The following is an 18,202-nucleotide window of genomic DNA, read 5'->3' as shown; positions in this document are numbered from 1 at the left end:
AAAGTTGTATAAGCCAACCTTTGGAGGATGTGCGCGATGAGGTCACCGGCACTGCGCCACGTGCTCACGCACCTGATCACCCCCCTGCTGATGTGCATCGGCATGGGGCTCGCGTACATGGGGGCGTTCGTCACCCCGGAGCCGAACCACCTGCCGGTCGCCGTCGTCGGCACCGCCCCGAAGGCCAAGGTCTTCGCGCAGACGGTCAAGGACACCGCGGGGGACAAGCTCGACGTCCGTACGGTGGCCGGCCGTGCGGACGCCGTCCGGCTGCTGAAGTCACGTGAGGTGACCGGCGCGTATGTGCCGAGCGCCAAGGCGCCCGAGCTGCTGGTGGCGAGCGCCGCGTCCGACATGGGGGCCACCGCCGTGGAAAAGGTCTTCACGCCGGTCGCCGCGGGGGAAGGCGTCCCGCTGAAGGTCACCGACGTCGCCCAGCCCGTCGCCGACGACCCCACCGGCCAGGGCCTGTTCTTCCTGCTGATCGCGGTCAGCATCGGCTCCTACGCCTCGGTCGCCGCCCTCGGCGCGGCGGGTGCCGCCCTCGCGATGCGGGTGCGGGCCGTGCTCGCGCTCGGCGTCTCCGCGGTGGTCGGCGGCATCGGCGCGCTGCTCGCCGGGCCGGTGTTCCACCTCGCCCACCACGACCTCGCGGGCGTCTGGGGCATGGCCTGGCTGTACTCGGCGGGCATCCTCCTCATCGGCGTCGGCCTGCACACCTTCCTGAAGCGGTGGACCACGCTCACCATGATGGTGCTGTTCGTGATGCTGAACTTCACGAGCTCCGGCGGCCTGTTCCGGCCCGAACTGCAGAACGGCTTCTTCGGCACCCTGCACGCCTTCTGGAACGGCGCGGGCTTCGTCGAGGGCGTCCGCAGCCTGCTCTACTTCGGCAACGACGGCCTCGCCCGCACCGTATGGACCCTCGTCGCCTGGCTCCTGGCCGGCCTTGCGGTGACCGTGATCGCCGCCCTGTACGAGCACACCCGCTGCCCCCAGGCAGCCGTGGCCCTCGGCACCGGGCGGCCGCGGCGGGACGCCGGGACGGAGACGGCGCGGGAAGCCGAGGAGGAGGCCGAGGAGACGGTGGGCGTCTGACCCGCCGAGGCCTGCCGTGCGGCACCCGCCGACCCGGTGGTGACGCACGGCGCCTGGCGGGCCGGTATCCGCCCGAGCGGTCCGGCCCCACAGCCCCTGCCACCCGAGGATGAGCACCGCACCGGGCTCCCTGCCGCTGCCGGCTGCCCCGTCGCCCGGTGATCAGCACCCCACCCGGCCCTCCCTGCCGCGGCCCCCCGCTGCCCGGCGACCATTACCGCCCCCCGGCCCCACACCCCCGCCCGCCCCCTCCTGACCGCGCCGCCCGCTCCGAACTCCGCATGGCCGCAAGACCGTCGTCCGCCGTGCGCTAAAGTGGCCGTCCGGCCGCGGTGATCGCGGCTCCGACGGCGAGGAGGTGAGTCCCATTACCGCTGTGTCGGCTGGGGTGCTCTCTCCTCGTGACGGCGCGGTACACCGGCAGCGGTGACCGCGGGAGCGCCCTGAAGCTCTGCGCTCCCGAAAGGTTCGGCTTCCATGCCCACTCCCGCACCGTTCTCCCCTTCCTCCGCCGTCTCCGCGTTGCGTGCCGCCGGGTGCGTCTTCGCCGAGGACGAGGCCGAGTTGATCCTCGCCACCGCCCGTACGCCCGAGGAGGCGGCCGGCATGGTGGACCGGCGCGCCGCCGGGCTGCCGCTCGAACAGGTCCTCGGCTGGGCCGAGTTCCACGGGCTGCGCGTCACCGTCGAACCGGGTGTCTTCGTGCCCCGCCGCCGTACCGAGTTCCTCGTGGACGAGGCGCTGGCCGCCGTACCGGACGCGGCCGTGGTCGTGGACCTGTGCTGCGGATCCGGCGCGCTCGGCGCGGCCCTGGCCGCCGCCCTGGACGATGCCGAGGTGCACGCCGCCGACGTCGACCCGGCCGCCGTACGCTGTGCCCGCCGCAATCTCGCCCCCTTCCGCGGCCGGGTCCACGAGGGCGACCTGTACGACGCCCTGCCCGCCGGACTGCGCGGCCGGGTGGGCGTCCTGACCGCCAACGTGCCCTACGTGCCCACCGCCGAGGTGGCCCTGCTGCCGGCGGAGGCCCGCGACCACGAGCCGCTGGTCGCGCTGGACGGCGGAGCCGACGGCCTGGACGTGCTGCGCCGGGTGGCCGCCGGGGCCCCCGAGTGGCTCGCCCCCGGCGGCTGCCTGCTGACCGAGACCAGCGAAGACCAGGCGCCGGCCGCCCTGCAGGCCTTCACCCGTGCCGGTCTGACGCCCCGTCTGGCGGTGGACGAGGACCTGTCCGCGCACGTGGTGATCGGGGTACGGCAGCAGGGCTGACGGGAGCCGCCCGGTCTGCGGTGTTCCTCGAGCGCCACCGCGGCGCGCCCGGTGACGTGCGCCCGCCGGGCGCTAGGCCAGTTCCTGGGCCCGGGCGATCAGCAGGGCCACGTCGTCGTGGTTGTCCGGGTGGTGCAGGGTGCGCAGGAGGAGGTCGCAGGCCTCCTCCAGGGGGCGGGCCGGGTCGTCGAGGAGGGACAGCATGAAGGCCAGGCGCTCGTCCAGCGAGTGGCGGCGGGTCTCCACCAGCCCGTCGGTGTAGAACACCAGCTCGTCGCCCGGTGCGAAGTCGACCGTGACGGTGGAGAACTCGACCCCGCCCACCCCCAGCGGCACCCCGGTGGGCAGGTCCAGCAGTTCCGGCGGGTGGCCGGGCCGTACCCGGGCGGGCGGCAGATGGCCGGCGTTGGCGATCCGGCACTGGCGCAGATGCGGGTCGTGGACGGCGTAGACGCAGGTCGCGATGGAGTGGTCCAGCGCCGAGGTGGTCTTGTCCAGGTGTTCGAGCAGCCGGGCCGGGTCGAGGTCGAGGGCGGCCAGGGTGGTCGTCGCGGTCCGCAGCCGGCCCATCGTGGCGGCCGCGCTGATGCCGCTGCCCATCACGTCACCCACGACGAGCGCGGTCTTGCCGCCCTCCAGCGGGATGACGTCGAACCAGTCCCCGCCGACCTCGCTGGTGGCGCCCGCCGGCTGGTAGCGGGAGGCCACCTCCAGTCCGGTGGTCACCGGCGGATGGCTGGGCAGCAGGCTGCGCTGGAGGGTGAGGGCGGTGTTGCGGGCGTTCTGGTACCAGCGCGCGTTGTCGATCTGCACGGCCGCGCGGGCGGCCAGCTCCCTCGCCAGCAGGACGTCGTCCTCGTCGAAGGGCGCCGGATTGCGGGTGCGCTTGAGGTCGAGCGCGCCCAGCACCTCGCCGCGCGCGATCAGCGGCACCGCGAGATACGAGTGCAGGCCCGCGCGGCCGAGCAGGACGGCCGCCTCGGGGGAACGGGCGATGCGCGGCAGGTCGCCGTCCTTGACCTGCGGCACCAGCACCGCCTCGCCGGTGCGCACGCACTCGGTGACCAGCCGGTCGGGCGCGTACCGGGCGATCTGGCCGGGCGGGTCGGCGGCGCACACGGCCTCCGAGCCGTCCGCCGGACGCACCGCGAGGGCCCGGATCACCGCCGCCTCCGACGGGCCCAGCGTGCTCTGCCGGCCCTCGACCACCGCGTCCAGCAGATCGACGGCGGCCACGTCGGCCAGCTCCGGTACGGCGACCTCGGCCAGCTCGCAGGCGGTGCGTTCGAGTTCCAGCGTCGTACCGATCCGGGCGGAGGCGTCCGCGATGACCGCGAGCCGGCGCCGCGCGGCCTCCGCCTCGACCGAGGCCCGGTGCTGCTCGGTGATGTCGACCACCGAGACCGCCACCCCCAGCACGTTGCCCATCGCGTCTTCGAGCCGGTACAGCGAGTGCGCCCAGGTGTGGTCCTCGTCCGGGTCGGCGGGCGTGCGGCCGACCAGCCTGTCGTCGATCACGGGCACTCCGGTCTCCAGCACCCGCCGGGCGCCGGCCTCCACGGACGTGGAGTCCAGCATCGGCAGCACCTCGCGCAGTGTGCGGCCCGCGTGCTCGGCGGCCGGCACCCCGGTGATCTTCTCCAGGGCCGGGTTGACCGAGACGAACCGCAGCTCGGTGTCGAGGACGGCGTATCCGATCGGTGACTGCATCACCATCCGCTCGGACAGCGCCACTTCCTGCTCCAGCCGCCGTACGGTCGACTGGTCGGCGGCGAGCCCGAGCGCGTACACGTCCCCCTGGTCGTCCAGCAACCGCATGTTGCGGAACTCCACCAACCGGGTGCTGCCGTCCTTGCGCCGGATCGGGAAGCCGCCCGCCCAGCTCTCCCCGGTCCGCATCACGTCGGCGAAGAGCTTGCCGACCAGCTGGATGTGCTGTTCGTGCACCATCAGACGGGCGGCGTACTGGCCGAGGGCCTCCTGCGCCGTGTAGCCGAACAGCTCCTCCGCCTGCGGGCTCCACAGGACGATCCGGCCGTCGGTGTCCAGCATCACCGAGGCCACGCCCAGGACGTCGAGCAGACCGCCGGGGCGCGCCGGCTCGCCGTTCTCCATCGCCGGAGACTCGGCTGCACTCATGCCACGCACCGCCTTCGCCCGTCCGCACGGCACGCCGTCCCCCGTGCCGACTCCCCTGGTTCTACCGCGCTCACACCCGACTCTCCGACGCCGTCTACCCTCCACCATCCCTCACTACGGCGGAGGACGTCCGCCGAAGTCGCCGCGCGGGTGCCGCGCGGCGTGCGGGGTCCCCTGCCGAGACCGTACAGCGGGGCCCCGCCGGGCGTGAGAGTTCACGCTCATGTTGCTTCATTGGCCTGTACATGACCACGGCGCCACGCCAGACTGTCCGCCGACCGAGTGCACCCCCGCTGCCGAGGAGTCGGCCATGCCCGCGTCCGCACGGAAACGTTGTCACGCAGTCCTCGCCGGACTCGTCACCCTCGCCACCGCCGCCGTCGTGTCCCTCGCCGCGCCCACACCCGCAGGTGCGGCCGACATCTGGACCGAGACCGGCTCCGACCGCGCCGACCCGCTGACCGAGAGCCAGGGTCTGACCTCGGTCGAGGTCCCCGCGAACAGCCCCAACCACTACACCGGCATCGGCACCATCCCCCTCGGCGTCTCCAGCCGCGGCTGGAACCACGTCGGCGATCCCGACGCCTCCTACGACGGCTACTTCATCGAGCCCTACCAGCGGGACTCCGGCAACTCCAAGATGTTCCGCGTGCGGGCGCCCGGAGGCGCCTGGTCGGAGTACGTCCACACGCTCGGCGCGGGCGAGGCGCTGAACAACTCCTGGGTCGCGATCTCGCCCGACGGGCAGTGGATGCTGTCCGGCGAGTGGGGCACGATGACCCGCCTGCTGGTCTTCCCGACACCGGGCGTCAACGCGTCCACCTCCCCGTCGGCGAACCTCCCGCACGCCTCCACCGTCCGCCTGGACCACGCCGTCCGCGACGTCCAGGGCTGCGACTTCTCCGGCCCCACCACCCTGCTGTGCTCCTCCGACGACCCGGAGGGCAGCCTCTTCGGGGTCACCAAGCCGCTGCTCCAGATCGACCTGTCGGCCGCCCCGAACGGCACCGCCGACGTCTCCGGCCATGTCACCGCGCTGCGCCAGCTGCCGCTGCGCAGTTCCTGCTCCGGCAGCTTCGAGGCGGAGGGCATCGACTACGACCGGCGCAGCGGGGTCCTGCGCGTGATCGTGATCTCGCCCGGCTTCTGCGTGCTCACGGACAGCAAGACGTACAAGTTCTCCCGCGGCTGAGGTGTGTCCGGCGGCCCGTGGTGCTTTCCTGAGGATGGACGCGGTTCGGCGGGGTACCCCGTTCCATCGCAGCGCGGCCACGAAAGGAGCGATCAATGGCAGACACGGAGCGGTCGCATCCGGAAACCGTCACGGTGGAGATCAGCGGATCGAAGGAGGACGCCCGCGTCGTCTTCGAGGCACTGCGGTCGTGCTTCGCCTCCGACCGGGGCGCGGACGAGGATCCCCAGCAGCTCCACGAGACCCGGCCCATGGTGTGGCTCGGGACCTACGACGTCGCGGACGCCCGCGGAACGGGCTGCGCTCCGGTCCACCTGGAAGCGCCCGTCCAGGCGGACGTCCAGGGCGGCTACTGGGCCGTCGACCGGTTCCGCACCACCCTTGACTCGATGTTCACCGTGGAGGAGACCTGCGCGGCCTCCGGCGACCAGGAGCGTGACCTGCACCTGCGCCTGGAAAGCCGCTGATTTCTGCACAGCCCCGAAACAGCGCCCCGGCCGACTCGACGTCGGCCGGGGCGTTCGCCTTGTCGGGGCGAGGGGCGAGGGGCGAGGGGCGAGGGGCGAGGGGCGAGGGGCGAGGGGCGAGGGGCGAGGGGCTTGGGGTGAGGGTCGAGGGTCGAGGGGCGGGGGCGAGGGGCTTGGGGCGAGGGGCGAGGGGTGAGGGTCGACCGGGGTGACCGGATGGCCGGGCGGCGAGGGGGCAGGGGCGGATGCCGGTGCGGCGGGATGCCGGTGCGGCGGGATGCCGGTGCGGCAGGGTGGCGGATGACGGTGCGGCGAGGGTCGGGGGTGGCGGCGGGGGTGACCGTGGCCGGTGTCACCGTCGAGCGGTTGTGCAACTAGTTGCATAAAGCGTCGGGCTTCCTCTACAACAGAGGCGATGACACCGCGCACGGAGGGCCCGATGAGCCGTTACCCGCACCTGATGAGCCCGCTCGACCTGGGCTTCACCACGCTGCCGAACCGCGTCCTGATGGGCTCGATGCACGTCGGCCTGGAAGAGGCCGAGCGCGGCTTCGAGCGGATGGCGGCGTTCTACGCGGCCCGCGCCCGCGGCGGCGTGGGACTCATCGTCACCGGCGGCATCGCCCCCAACGAGGAGGGCCGGCCGTACGAGGGCGGAGCCAAGCTCACCACCGAGGCGGAGGCCGAGCAGCACCGGACCGTCACGGAGGCCGTGCACCGCGAGGGCGGCCGGATCGCGATGCAGATCCTCCACTTCGGCCGGTACGCCTATCACCGCGACCTCGTCGCGCCCAGCCCGCTCCAGGCGCCGATCAGCCCCTTCGCGCCGCGCGAACTCACCGACGCCGACATCGAGCGCACCATCGAGGACTACGCCCGCACCGCCCGCCTGGCCCGGCAGGCCGGCTACGACGGAGTCGAGATCATGGGCTCCGAGGGCTATCTGATCAACGAGTTCACCGCCGCGCCGACCAACCGGCGCACGGACCGCTGGGGCGGCTCGTACGAGAACCGGATGCGGTTCCCCGTCGAGATCGTCAAGCGGGTGCGCGAGGCCGTCGGCGAGGACTTCATCGTCATCTACCGGCTGTCCATGCTGGACCTCGTCCCGGGCGGCTCCTCGCTCGACGAGGTGATCACCCTGGGCAAGGCTGTAGAGGCCGCCGGGGCCACGATCATCAACACCGGCATCGGCTGGCACGAGGCCCGCATCCCCACCATCGCCACCTCCGTGCCCCGCGGCGCCTACACCTGGGTCACCAAGAAGCTCATGGGCGAGGTCTCGGTCCCCCTGGTGACCACCAACCGCATCAACACCCCGGAACTCGCCGAGGAACTGCTGGCCGGCGGCTGCGCGGACATGGTCTCCATGGCCCGCCCGATGCTCGCCGACCCCGACTTCGTCGCCAAGGCCGCCGCCGGCACCCCGGAGGCCATCAACACCTGCATCGGCTGCAACCAGGCCTGCCTCGACCACACCTTCAGCGGCCAGATCACCTCCTGCCTGGTCAACCCGCGCGCCTGCCACGAGACGGAGCTGGTGCTCGCGCCGACCCGGCTGAAGAAGCGGGTCGCCGTCGTCGGCGCCGGACCGGCCGGCCTCGCCTGCGCCGTCTCCGCCGCCGAACGCGGCCACGCCGTCACCCTGTTCGACGCGGCGAGCGAGATCGGCGGCCAGCTCAACATCGCCCGCAAGGTGCCGGGCAAGCAGGAGTTCGACGAGACGCTGCGCTACTTCCGCCACCAGCTCGACGCCCACGGCGTCGACGTACGCCTGGACACCTGGGTCACCCCCGAAACCGTGGCCGGCTACGACGAGGTGGTCGTCGCCACCGGCGTCACCCCGCGCACCCCCGACATCCCCGGCATCGACCACCCCCGCGTCCTGGGCTACCTCGACGTCCTGCGGGACGGCGCCCCCGTCGGCGACCGCGTCGCCGTCCTCGGCGCAGGCGGCATCGGCTTCGACGTCGCCGAGTTCCTCACCGACGGCGGCGACAAGGCGAGCGAGGACCCGGAGGCCTACTTCCGGCAGTGGGGCGTCGACATGGACTACCGGACGCCCGGCGGCCTCGCCGCCCCGCAGCGGCCCGCGCCGCCCCGCCAGGTCCACCTGCTCCAGCGCAAGACCACCAAGGTGGGCGCCGGCCTCGGCAAGACCACCGGCTGGATCCACCGCACCGAACTGAAGCACCGGGGCGTGACCATGGTGCCGGGCGTGCGCTACGACCGGATCGACGACGCCGGCCTGCACATCACCGTCGGCGAGGAGAGCACCGTCCTGGAGGTCGACACCGTGGTCCTCTGCACCGGGCAGGAGCCGCGCCGCGACCTGTACGACGAGCTGGTGGCCGCCGGGGTCCGCGCCCACCTGATCGGCGGTGCGGACGTCGCGGCCGAACTGGACGCCAAGCGCGCCATCAAGCAGGGCACCGAGCTGGCGGCGGGCCTGTAGGGGGCCGGGCGCGCGTCCCTAGGATGAGCCCATGTCACTCCCGCACGCGATCCTCACCGCCCTGCTGGAAAAGCCCTCGTCCGGGCTGGAGCTGACCCGACGCTTCGACAAGTCGATCGGCTACTTCTGGTCCGCGACGCATCAGCAGATCTATCGCGAGCTGGGGAAGCTGGAGGCCGAGGGGTTCATCCGCACGCTGCCGGCCGAACAGCCGGCCCGCGGGCAGAAGAAGAGCTACGAGGTCCTGCCCGCGGGCCGCGCCGAACTGGCCCGCTGGACCGCCGCCGCGCAGGACCCCAGGACCATGCGGGATCCGCTCCTGCTGCGGCTGCGCGCGGCGGCCGTGGTAGGCACCGCCGGCCTGGAGGCCGATCTCCGGCGCCACCTGGAGCTGCACCGGCGGCAGCTGGCCGAGTACCAGGAGATCGAGGAGCGCGACTTCCCGCCGGGCCGGGACGCCCCGGAGGACCGGCTGCGCCACCTGGTCCTGCGGGCGGGCATCGACCTGGAGACCTTCTGGACCCGGTGGCTCACCCACGCCCTGGCGGAGTTCGCCGAACTGCCGGACGCCGACTGAAGGACGCTCAGAGCCGGTACGGCTTCGAGCGGCGGCGCAGGAACCAGCCGGTGGCGACGAGCCCCGCGCCGACCAGGGCTCCGCCGATGCCCAGGGTCAGCGGGCCGTAGTCACGGGCGGCGCCGCCGAGACCGCCCATCACACCCCGCGACGGAGCGGGGCTGGACGTCGCGGAGATCGTCGGCCGCGTGGGCGAGGACACGATCACCGACTGGCTGCCCGCGGTGCTGCCGCTGGAGCAGACCACCACGACGGTGTACGTCCCCGGGCTCACCGACGACCAGGCCGCGGACTGGCTGACCGAGGTGCCGGACAGGGCCACCTGCCGGCCCTGGGAGAAGTTCGCCTGCCGGCTGCTGAGCAGGGCCGCCGTACCCCAGCTGCCGTTGATCTGGGTGCACGCGCTGGTGACCACCGAGACCGTGGAGCCGGTGGTGCTGACAGAGATGCCCGAGGCCGCCGCGGACGGCCCGGCGAGCGCGGCCGGGAGGGCGGCAGCAGCCGCCAGGGTCAGGCCGGAGCGGAGCAGAAGTCGCGAGTTGTGCATGGGCTGGCCTCCGGCGGCACGGTTGGCGGTACGTCCCATGCGCCGCCGAGGGTAGGGAAACGTCCGTGCTGCCTCAACCGCAGCCAACGCGGCCCCGGGGCCGCCCGCACCCGGGAGGGACCCGGTCAGGTGACGGATTCCTCCGTCCGGCGCACGAGGAAGCGCCGGGCCGGTGCGCCGGTCAGCCGCCCGTGGTCACCTTCCGCTCCGCCGACCAGCCGCCCCAGGTGCCGTCCGGCAGCCGCGCCCGCAGCCGTACCCGGTGTTCCTCCCCGGCGGCGGTGCCGGCGTAGAAGCTGTGCCGGGCCCGGCCGCGCGGCGGTGTGCCGCCCCAGACGAGCGAGGTGGCCGCGGTGCCGTCCAGCTGGATCAGGTACTCGGTGATCACGCCGTCCGTGCGCGGCGGGTCCCAGGCCAGGTCGATGTAGCAGGCGCCGCCGGAGCGGTGGGTGGCGGCGGTGAACCCGGTGGGCGCGGTGTTCCGTCCGTCGTCGCTGCCCGGCGTGGTGAGGCGGACCGGCGGGCCGGCGGGGGAGAGGTTGTCGGCGGCGTCCCGGGCCCGGACCGTGAAGACGTACCGGCTGCCGGGGCGCAGACCGGTGACGACGGTGGCGGTCTGGTTCCCGCCCACGCTGTGGATCTTCACACCGCCCTGCCAGACGTCGTACGACACCACGCGCCGGTCGTCCCGGGACGCGCCCCAGGTCAGCTGGACCGCGCGGCTGCTCACCACCCGCCCGTCGGTCGTGGGCGGCCGGGCCGGTGCCGAGCGGTCCACCGCCGCGGCCGGTGTCCGGGCGCGCACCGCCCGGCTCGGCGGGCCGAGACGGCCCGCGGTGTCCCGGGCCCGCACGGTGAAGGCATACATGGTCGACGGCCTGAGCCTGGTGACGTCCACCATGTGCTGCGAACCCGGCACTTCGGCCACCTCTGTGGTGCCGCGATACACCTCGTAGGTGCGGACCCCGGACGTCTCCGGCGCCGCGTTCCACATCACGTGCACGCTGGTGGCGCTGCCCGCCGCCGCGGTGACCCCGGCGGGAGCGCCGGGCACCCGGCCCTCGCCGCCGTCGTCGGCCCGGCTCCAGCCGCAGGACGCCACCAGCAGCAGCGACCCGCACAGCAGCACGAGCGGAACGGGAACGCGTCGCACGGCTCTGCCTCCCCGGACGGCCTCGGCATCACGTAAAGGTACGGACCAATATGGCCCGGCCGGTGCGGCCGCAGCAAGGGGGCCGTGCTGGTGACCGTCCCCGGGCGTTACGTATGCTGAGCCTCCCTACGGCTGAACGACCCCAGAGGGCAGGGGAGTTCATGCCTGTGGCGCGGACACGCTGTCGTCACCGATCCCGCGCCGACGCGGGTGGCCGGGGGGTCCGGGCAGTACGGGCCGGACCCCCCGGCCCCTGTTGCCCCCCTCCGCCCCCGTCTGGCCCCTCTCGCCCACGCTCTTGCCCCTCTCGCCCGCCCTGTCCCCTGACGGGGTGTCAGGACGTGCTCCATCCGGCCCTTTCGCGGCGGCCCCCGTGGCCGCGCGCCCGGACCCGCCGCACAGTGGGCTGGTTCTTCCCCATGCCCCCGACGAGAGGGTCCCCCATCGTGCGTTTCCCGTCGCTGACCCTGGCCGCGGCCGGTGCAGCCCTGCTCGCCCCGGCGGCGCTGCCCGCGCCGGCCGCCGCCGTCCCGCCCCGCGAGCGGCCCGTGGCCCGCGGTGAGGGGACGGTTGCCGCCGCCGACCTGCTGGCCCGGGCAGACACGTGCGCGGAGATCTCCGAGGGCCGCTACCGCACCGACGCCGACGGCCCCGCGACCGTTCCCGTGTGCGGCACCCGCGACGCCGTCTTCTGGAAGGCCGACCTGGACATCGACTGCGACGGCCGGCCCAGCACCCACTGCAACAGCAGCACCGACCCGATGTTCGCCGCCGCGACCGCCTTCCAGCAGTCCGACGGCCGCTACCTGAGCGCCGAGACCCTGCCCTACATCGTGGTCCCGGCGCCGAGCTTCCGCTGGGACTACCGCGCGCACGGCGTACAGGGCGGCTCCGTGGCCGCCGTCGTCCACGGCGACCGGGTGCAGTACGCGGTCGTCGGCGACACCGGCCCGAGCGACATCATCGGCGAGGCCTCCTACGCCACCGCGAGCGGCCTCGGCATCAACCCCGACCCGAGCGTGGGCGGGGTGCCCTCGGACGTGACCTACATCGTCTTCCGCGACTCCCGGATCAGCCCCATCGAGGACCACGCGGCGGCGGTGGCGGAGGGGGAACGGCTGGCCAGGCTCTTCGTCACGGACGACTGACCAGCCCGTCCGGTCCCGGACCCCTCACACCTTCCGGTAGCCGTACGCCTCCGTCGCCGCGGCCTCCACCGCGTCCAGGTCGGCACCCGCCGCGGCGGTGACCACGGCGGCCACCGCACCCTCCAGGAACGGCGCGTCCACCAGGCGCGTGCCGTCCGGCAGTTCGTCGCCCTCTGCGAGCAGCGCCTTCACCGTGAGCACCGCGCTGCCCAGGTCGGTGAGGACCGCCACCCCGGCCCCCCGGTCCACCGAGGCCGCCGCGGCGGAGACCAGCTCGGCGCTGGTGCCGAGTCCGCCGCCCTCCGTGCCGCCCGCCGGGGCCACCGGCACCGCGGCCGCCCCGCCCGCCAGGCCCTTCGCCAGCTCGGCGACCGCGGCGGCCACCCCCGCGCTGTGCGAGACCAGCACGATCCCGACCGGCTTCTCCTCACTCACCGTCCGCCTCCGCCGTGTCGGCCAGCGCGGCGATCAGCAGTGCCGACGAGGTCGCCCCCGGGTCCTGGTGGCCGATGCTGCGCTCGCCCAGGTAGCTGGCGCGGCCCTTGCGGGCCTGCAGCGGCGTGGTGGCCAGCGCGCCCTCCTCGGCGGCGGTCCGCGCGGCGGCGAACCCTGATCCGAGCGCGTCCACGGCCGGCACCAGCGCGTCGATCATGGTCTTGTCGCCGGGTGCCGCCCCGCCGAGCTTCATCACCCCGTCCACGCCTTCGCGCAGCGCCGCGGCCAGCTGCTCCTCGCCGACCTCCGCGGCATCGCCGAGCGCCTTGCCGGTCCGGCGCAGCAGGGTGCCGTACAGCGGTCCGGAGGCACCCCCGACCGTCGAGATCAACTGACGTCCGGCCAGGGTCAGGACGGCCCCCGGGGAGTCCGGCGCCTCCTTCTCCAGGGCGGCCGTCACGGCCGTGAACCCGCGCTGCAGATTGCTGCCGTGGTCGGCGTCCCCGATGGCCGAGTCGAGGGCGGTGAGCCGTTCCGCCTCGCGGTCGACGGACGCGGCGGCCGCCGTCATCCAGCGGCGGAAGAAATCGGCGTCGAGCACTGGAACTCCTTGCGTCATAGGGCTGTTGACCGTGCGGCCGGATCGACGGCCGCCTGCTCCGCCGTATCACATCCCCCAGCGCAGCGCCGGGGTGTTCACCGGCGCGTCCCACAGCCGCAGCAGCTCCTCGTCCGCCTGGCACAGCGTCACCGAGGCGCCCGCCATGTCCAGGGACGTGACGTAGTTGCCGACGAGGGTGCGGGCCACGGGGACACCGCGCTCCCGGAGCACCCGCTGCACCTCGGCGTTGAAGCCGTACAGCTCCAGCAGCGGGGTCGCGCCCATGCCGTTGACCAGGACCAGGACGGGGCTGCGCGGCGGCATGTCCTCCAGTACGGCGTTCACCGCGAAGTCGGCGATCTCCCCGGAGGTCATCATCGGCCGCCGTTCCCGGCCCGGCTCGCCGTGGATGCCGATGCCCAACTCCAGCTCGCCGTCCGGCAGATCGAAGGTCGGGCTGCCCTTCGCCGGGGTCGTGCAGGCGCTCAGGGCCACGCCGAAGCTGCGGGAGTTCTCGTTGACCTGGCGGCCGACGGCCTCCACGCGCTCCAGGGGCTGTCCCTCGGCCGCGGCGGCGCCCGCGATCTTCTCCACGAACAGCGTCGCGCCGGTACCGCGCCGGCCGGCCGTGTACAGGCTGTCGGTGACCGCGACGTCGTCGTTGACGAGCACCTTGGCGACCTGGATGCCCTCGTCCTCGGCCAGCTCGGCCGCCATGTCGAAGTTCAGCACGTCACCTGTGTAGTTCTTCACGATGAACAGCACGCCCGCCCCGCTGTCCACGGCGGCCGCGGCACGCGCCATCTGGTCCGGCACGGGCGAGGTGAAGACCTCCCCGGGACAGGCGGCGGAGAGCATGCCCGGGCCGACGAACCCGCCGTGCAGCGGCTCGTGCCCGGAGCCGCCGCCCGAGATCAGCGCGACCTGCCCGGCCACGGGGGCGTCGCGGCGGACGATCACCCGGTTGTCCACGTCCACGTTCAGCTCGGGATGCGCGTCCGCCAAGCCGCGCAGCGCGTCCGCCACCACGGTCTCCGGCACGTTGATCAGCATCCGCATGGGTGTCTCCTCGTGAGCTAGCACTTGCCCGCGTGGCCCGCTTCGTCACAGGTCACCGGCATGAAGAGCAGTTATTGACCGTGCCGGCGGCCACCTGATGCGGGTGTCCGCCCATTGCGTCTACTTGGAAGTATCGACCTTGCGGCAGGGAAGGACACCTGTAACCGCACGACCTCACGGTCCGTACTGGATCTCATGCGGAGGGTGGCAGCTGGCAGCGGTCGAGGGGCCTCCGGTCGTCGGCGTTCACGGTGGCGACCAGCGAGGGCAGCGCCGGGGCGCGCCGCCTGGGTGCAGTGCAGCACGGGGGTCCGGAGGCGCTCGACTCCTGGGCGGTGAACGGCTCTTGTACCCGCCGAAGGCTTCGGGCGGCTGTCTCCCCGGGCACCGGCCGGCCCGGCTCGTGCCGGCCGCCACGGCTCCGCATCGGCCGGGCCGACCGGGGAACTCGGTGGTGCGGGACTGACCTGGGGCCGCCGGTCGGCGGAGGAGGTGCCGTTGCCGTGGACGACTGGGAGAGGTGGGACATGCACGACGAGGTAGGGCTGTCATCGCGCGAGCGGCTCGCGCTGTTGCAGATCGAGGCGAACCTCCGGCAGGACCGGCGGTTCGCGCGCCGCATGGGCGCTGTCCGGGACCGGACGTGGCTGCCGGTGTCGGTACTGCTGCTGGCGGGCGCTTCGGCATTCGTCGCCGTCATGGGGATCCGCACCTCGCAGCCCGCCCTGCTGTGGTGCTTCGCGGTGCTCTGGCCGCTGACCCTCTTCCAGGCGTTCCGGCTGCTGTGCCGGGCGTCCCGCCCCCGGGCCCGCTCCGGTACCCGGCCCACCCCGTGGCTGTGAAGCGCGCGGCTGTGAGGCCCTTGGCTGTGGAACTCTCCGCCGTGCGCCGCCCCGGCCGGCACTGAACGGCCGCACGGAACGGGGGCCGGGCGCGCGCCCGGCCCCCGTGGGGGAGCACCCCGTCAGCTCTCCTTGCCACGCCCCGACAGCGCGTCGCGCAACCGGTCGACCAGACCGGCTCCCGGCGCCAGCAACTTGTTGGCCGGGGGAGTGTCCGGTGCCGAGGGGTGCGGACGGGTGGGGGCCATCTTCTTCGCCCGGCGGACCTTGTCGCCGAGGTCCATCAGCGCGTCCGGCGGACAGGCCGCCTCCAGACGCGGGAAGAGGTTCTGCTCCTCGTCCGCCACATGCGACCGGATCTCGGTCATCAGCTCGGTCATGAGCGTGTCGAAGCGGGGATCGTCCGCCTTGCAACGCTCCAGGTCCTTCATGAGCTGCTCGGCCTTGGCGTGGTCCTGGAGTTCCTTGTCGGCCAGGGAGTCCCCGTTGGCCACGTGCTCGCGCACCGCCGGGTACAGGTAGGACTCCTCCGCGACGGAGTGCCGGACCAGCTCCATCGTGGCCTGGTCGCAGAGGGTCTTGCGTTCCGCGGAGCCGGGCGGCAGCGCTTCGATGCGGCCGAAGATCTCCTCGACCTCGCGGTGGTCGGTGGTCAGCTCCTGGATGACGTTTCCGCCGTGACCCATGGTCGTTACCTCCTGCGTCAGACGCGGCGGCCCGTGAGCGGCCGGCCGTCGCCGCGCCGAGTGCCCCGGTCACGGCGCGCTACACGGCCGGCCGGACCCGGTCAGCGCATCGAGTGGCAGGCGGCGGCCGTCCGGCCCGCTCCGGACAGCGCCCACTGCCACCAGTGGTCCAGGGTGTCCGGGGTCAGCGCGTCCGCCGCCACCAGTGCCGGCCAGCTCAGGGCGCGGGCCTGGGCACTCGGCGCCGCCCGCGACCGGGTCGACGGCGGCGTCGAGTGCCCCGGTCACGGCGCGCTACACGGCCGGCCGGACCCGGTCAGCGCATCGAGTGGCAGGCGGCGGCCGTCCGGCCCGCTCCGGACAGCGCCCACTGCCACCAGTGGTCCAGGGTGTCCGGGGTCAGCGCGTCCGCCGCCACCAGTGCCGGCCAGCCCAGGGCACGGGCCTGGGCACTGACCTTGGCGCCGCCCGCGACCGGGTCGACGGCGATCACCGGGGTGCCGGTGCGCAGCGCCAGCACCAGGCCGTGCAGCCGGGTGGTGACGACCAGGTCGAAGCGGCGGAGGAGGGCGAGGAACTGCTCGGCGGTGGCGCACATCCGCCAGTCGTCGGTGGCCAGCCGGGTGTCGGCGGGCACCCGCGCGCAGTCCTTGCCGGCCAGCCAGCCGGTGATCCGCTCGGTCACCTCCGCGTGCCGCCGGCGCTCCCCGTACTCGCCCTGTCCGTGGGAGAGCACCACCCCGGCCACGGGCGGCAGCGGGCCCGCGGGAGCGTCGGCCGCGAGATCCGGCAGGGCCGGGGCGCCGGTGCCGTCGCGGGGCACGACCGTATGGAAACCGGTGACCGCCGGGTCCGCCGGATCGACCACCGAGACTCCGGCCGCGAGTCGCCTCAAGGTTCCGAACCGTGCATGCAGGGCGGCCACTTGGGGCCCGTGCAGCGGACCGCAGACGAAGAGCAGCGTGTCGTACGCCCGTGGGTCCGCCGTCTCCAGCGACAGCCGGCCGGGCCGGAAACCGGGGCTCCACGCCGTGTCGTGGCGGATGCCCGCTCTGGTCAGGGCCGCGGCCATGTGCTGCTGGGCGAGCACGTCCCCGGCGGTCGCCTCACCGTCCCGGAAGCTGAACCAGCCGGTGAGCAGCAGCCGCTGCACGGGACGGCCGGGACCGTGCAGCGCACGCAGCACCGCCGTCGTGACGTCGTGGTGCATGAGCGTCTCCCCTGTGGTAATCGGGGCGCCTGAGTCGCGCGAGTACCCCTGGTTCCGGAGAATAAGAATCCAACGTGTGAAACCAACTGGCAGGGGAACCCAGCTGCCAGTGCCGTCCAGCCAGCGGCGGCCGACCAGGGTGGTCCCGCGCGATCGGCGCGACCTGAGCCCTGTCCCATCCCTCCCCAACGGGCGACGACGTCGACCCGGCGACGCGGCACGCGCACAAAGCCCGCGGCGCGCCTTTCGGGGTGCGCGGACGATCCGTCCGGTACGCGGACGCGTGACGCAGGACGACGAAGGAAGAGCCCCCATGACTGGTGACAAACCGTTCTCCTGGCGGCGCGCCCTCGTGACCGGCGGCGCCGGCTTCCTCGGCTCCCACCTGTGCGAACGGCTGCTGGATTCAGGCGTCGAAGTCGACTGTGCCGACAACCTCGCCTGCGGGCGGCGCGAGAACGTCGCCCAGCTGGAGGACCGGCCCGGCTTCCGCTACGTGCACTGCGACGTCTCCGCCGCCGACTGCGCCGAGCGGCTGGCGGGCCCGTACGACGTGGTCCTCCACTTCGCCTGCCCGGCCTCGCCCGCCGACTACCTGCGCATGCCCCTGGAGACCCTGGACGTCGGCAGCCTCGGCACCCGCAACGCCCTCGCGATCGCCCAACGCGACGGCGCCCGTTTCCTGCTCGCCTCCACCTCGGAGGTGTACGGCGACCCGCTGGTGCACCCGCAGCACGAGGGCTACTGGGGCAACGTGAACCCGGTCGGGCCGCGCAGCGTGTACGACGAGTCCAAGCGGTTCGCCGAGGCCCTGGTGACCGCGCACGCCGGCACCCACGGCACGGACGCCGGGATAGTGCGGCTGTTCAACACCTACGGCCCGCGGATGCGGGCCCACGACGGCCGCGCGGTGCCCACTTTCATCTGCCAGGCCCTCGCCGGCGAGCCGCTGACGGTGACCGGCGACGGCAGCCAGACCCGCTCGCTGTGCTACGTCGACGACACGGTCGACGGCATCCTCCGGGTGGCGGCCAGCAGGGCGGTGCGGCCCGTCAACATCGGCGGCAGCGACGAGATCACCATGGCCGACCTGGCCCGCCGGGTGGTCGCCCTGACCGGCTCCCGGTCCCCGATCGCCTTCATAGACCGGCCCGTCGACGACCCCGGCCGGCGCCGCCCCGACACCACCCTCGCACGTGAACTGCTCGGCTGGTCGCCGCAGGTGCCCTGGGAGGAGGGCCTGAAGCAGACCATCGCCTACTTCGCGGCCCAACCCCCCCAGCCGGCGCCGCACCCGGAGGAATCGGCCCCGCAGTCCTGACCC

General features: G+C 73.6%; 17 protein-coding genes. 9 read left to right on the top strand and 8 right to left on the bottom strand.

The features are described from left to right. The first annotated feature begins 36 nt into the window (after positions 1-36). A complete protein-coding gene (locus tag S1361_RS03870) occupies positions 37-1,098 on the top strand; it encodes an ABC-2 transporter permease (RefSeq protein WP_208030438.1) in 1,062 nt (353 codons plus the stop codon). Between the two features lie 477 nt (positions 1,099-1,575). Then, positions 1,576-2,367, top strand: a complete 792-nt coding sequence (locus tag S1361_RS03865; protein ID WP_208030437.1) for a putative protein N(5)-glutamine methyltransferase — start codon at positions 1,576-1,578, stop codon at positions 2,365-2,367. A 72-nt stretch (positions 2,368-2,439) separates the two neighbouring features. Here S1361_RS03865 and S1361_RS03860 read toward each other — a convergent pair whose 3' ends face one another. Further along, on the bottom strand, positions 2,440-4,506 hold the full coding sequence (locus tag S1361_RS03860; protein WP_208030436.1) for a SpoIIE family protein phosphatase: 2,067 nt from the start codon (positions 4,504-4,506) through the stop codon (positions 2,440-2,442). Between the two features lie 310 nt (positions 4,507-4,816). Here S1361_RS03860 and S1361_RS03855 point away from each other — a divergent pair, with 310 nt between their 5' ends. From S1361_RS03855 to S1361_RS03835, 4 genes are all read left to right on the top strand, one after another. Further along, positions 4,817-5,698 carry a hypothetical protein gene (locus tag S1361_RS03855; protein WP_208030435.1) on the top strand — a complete coding sequence of 294 codons (882 nt, stop codon included), beginning with the start codon at positions 4,817-4,819 and terminating at the stop codon, positions 5,696-5,698. 95 nt (positions 5,699-5,793) lie between these two features. Next, complete coding sequence (locus tag S1361_RS03850) at positions 5,794-6,165, top strand: hypothetical protein (protein ID WP_208030434.1); 372 nt, start codon at positions 5,794-5,796, stop codon at positions 6,163-6,165. Between the two features lie 439 nt (positions 6,166-6,604). After that, on the top strand, positions 6,605-8,620 hold the full coding sequence (locus tag S1361_RS03840) for an NADPH-dependent 2,4-dienoyl-CoA reductase (RefSeq protein WP_208036432.1): 2,016 nt from the start codon (positions 6,605-6,607) through the stop codon (positions 8,618-8,620). A gap of 31 nt (positions 8,621-8,651) precedes the next feature. Continuing rightward, a complete protein-coding gene (locus S1361_RS03835) occupies positions 8,652-9,197 on the top strand; it encodes a PadR family transcriptional regulator (protein WP_208030433.1) in 546 nt (181 codons plus the stop codon). A 7-nt stretch (positions 9,198-9,204) separates the two neighbouring features. On the opposite strand, the gene S1361_RS03830 is transcribed toward S1361_RS03835, so the two are convergent. Together S1361_RS03830 and S1361_RS03825 are read right to left on the bottom strand one after the other, a co-directional pair. Then, positions 9,205-9,744, bottom strand: a complete 540-nt coding sequence (locus S1361_RS03830; RefSeq protein ID WP_208036431.1) for a hypothetical protein — start codon at positions 9,742-9,744, stop codon at positions 9,205-9,207. A 181-nt stretch (positions 9,745-9,925) separates the two neighbouring features. Further along, entirely contained in the window at positions 9,926-10,897 is a 972-nt protein-coding gene (locus S1361_RS03825) for a fibronectin type III domain-containing protein (RefSeq protein ID WP_208030432.1), read from the bottom strand. Between the two features lie 446 nt (positions 10,898-11,343). On the opposite strand from S1361_RS03825, the gene S1361_RS03820 reads away from it, so the two are divergent. Beyond that, a complete protein-coding gene (locus tag S1361_RS03820; protein WP_208030431.1) occupies positions 11,344-12,045 on the top strand; it encodes a glycoside hydrolase family 75 protein in 702 nt (233 codons plus the stop codon). 24 nt (positions 12,046-12,069) lie between these two features. Here the strand turns inward: S1361_RS03820 and S1361_RS03815 are convergent, their stop codons facing one another. From S1361_RS03815 to dhaK, 3 genes are all read right to left on the bottom strand, one after another. Continuing rightward, entirely contained in the window at positions 12,070-12,480 is a 411-nt protein-coding gene (locus tag S1361_RS03815) for a PTS sugar transporter subunit IIA domain-containing protein (protein ID WP_208030430.1), read from the bottom strand. Further along, positions 12,473-13,081 (bottom strand): dihydroxyacetone kinase subunit DhaL, encoded by a 609-nt coding sequence (gene dhaL / locus S1361_RS03810; RefSeq protein ID WP_208030429.1) that lies wholly within the window; start codon positions 13,079-13,081, stop codon positions 12,473-12,475. Before dhaL ends, S1361_RS03815 begins: the two co-directional genes overlap by 8 nt. Before the next feature lie 66 nt (positions 13,082-13,147). Beyond that, on the bottom strand, positions 13,148-14,140 hold the full coding sequence (gene dhaK / locus S1361_RS03805; protein ID WP_208030428.1) for a dihydroxyacetone kinase subunit DhaK: 993 nt from the start codon (positions 14,138-14,140) through the stop codon (positions 13,148-13,150). Between the two features lie 527 nt (positions 14,141-14,667). Here dhaK and S1361_RS03800 point away from each other — a divergent pair. After that, the gene (locus tag S1361_RS03800; protein ID WP_243769061.1) at positions 14,668-14,982 is read left to right on the top strand and encodes a DUF3040 domain-containing protein; all 315 of its coding nucleotides are present in this window, start codon (positions 14,668-14,670) and stop codon (positions 14,980-14,982) included. A 122-nt stretch (positions 14,983-15,104) separates the two neighbouring features. Here the strand turns inward: S1361_RS03800 and S1361_RS03795 are convergent, their stop codons facing one another. Next, a complete protein-coding gene (locus S1361_RS03795) occupies positions 15,105-15,668 on the bottom strand; it encodes a hemerythrin domain-containing protein (RefSeq protein WP_208030426.1) in 564 nt (187 codons plus the stop codon). Between the two features lie 316 nt (positions 15,669-15,984). Beyond that, on the bottom strand, positions 15,985-16,878 hold the full coding sequence (locus S1361_RS03785) for a polysaccharide pyruvyl transferase family protein (RefSeq protein ID WP_208030425.1): 894 nt from the start codon (positions 16,876-16,878) through the stop codon (positions 15,985-15,987). A gap of 313 nt (positions 16,879-17,191) precedes the next feature. Here S1361_RS03785 and S1361_RS03780 point away from each other — a divergent pair, with 313 nt between their 5' ends. Then, entirely contained in the window at positions 17,192-18,199 is a 1,008-nt protein-coding gene (locus S1361_RS03780) for an NAD-dependent epimerase/dehydratase family protein (protein WP_208030424.1), read from the top strand. Positions 18,200-18,202 lie beyond the last annotated feature (3 nt).

The organism is Streptomyces cyanogenus (genome assembly GCF_017526105.1).
Taxonomy (GTDB): Bacteria; Actinomycetota; Actinomycetes; order Streptomycetales; family Streptomycetaceae; genus Streptomyces; species Streptomyces cyanogenus.
Note: the sequence above shows the minus strand (reverse complement) of the source record. Positions and strands in the feature narration are given on the sequence as shown.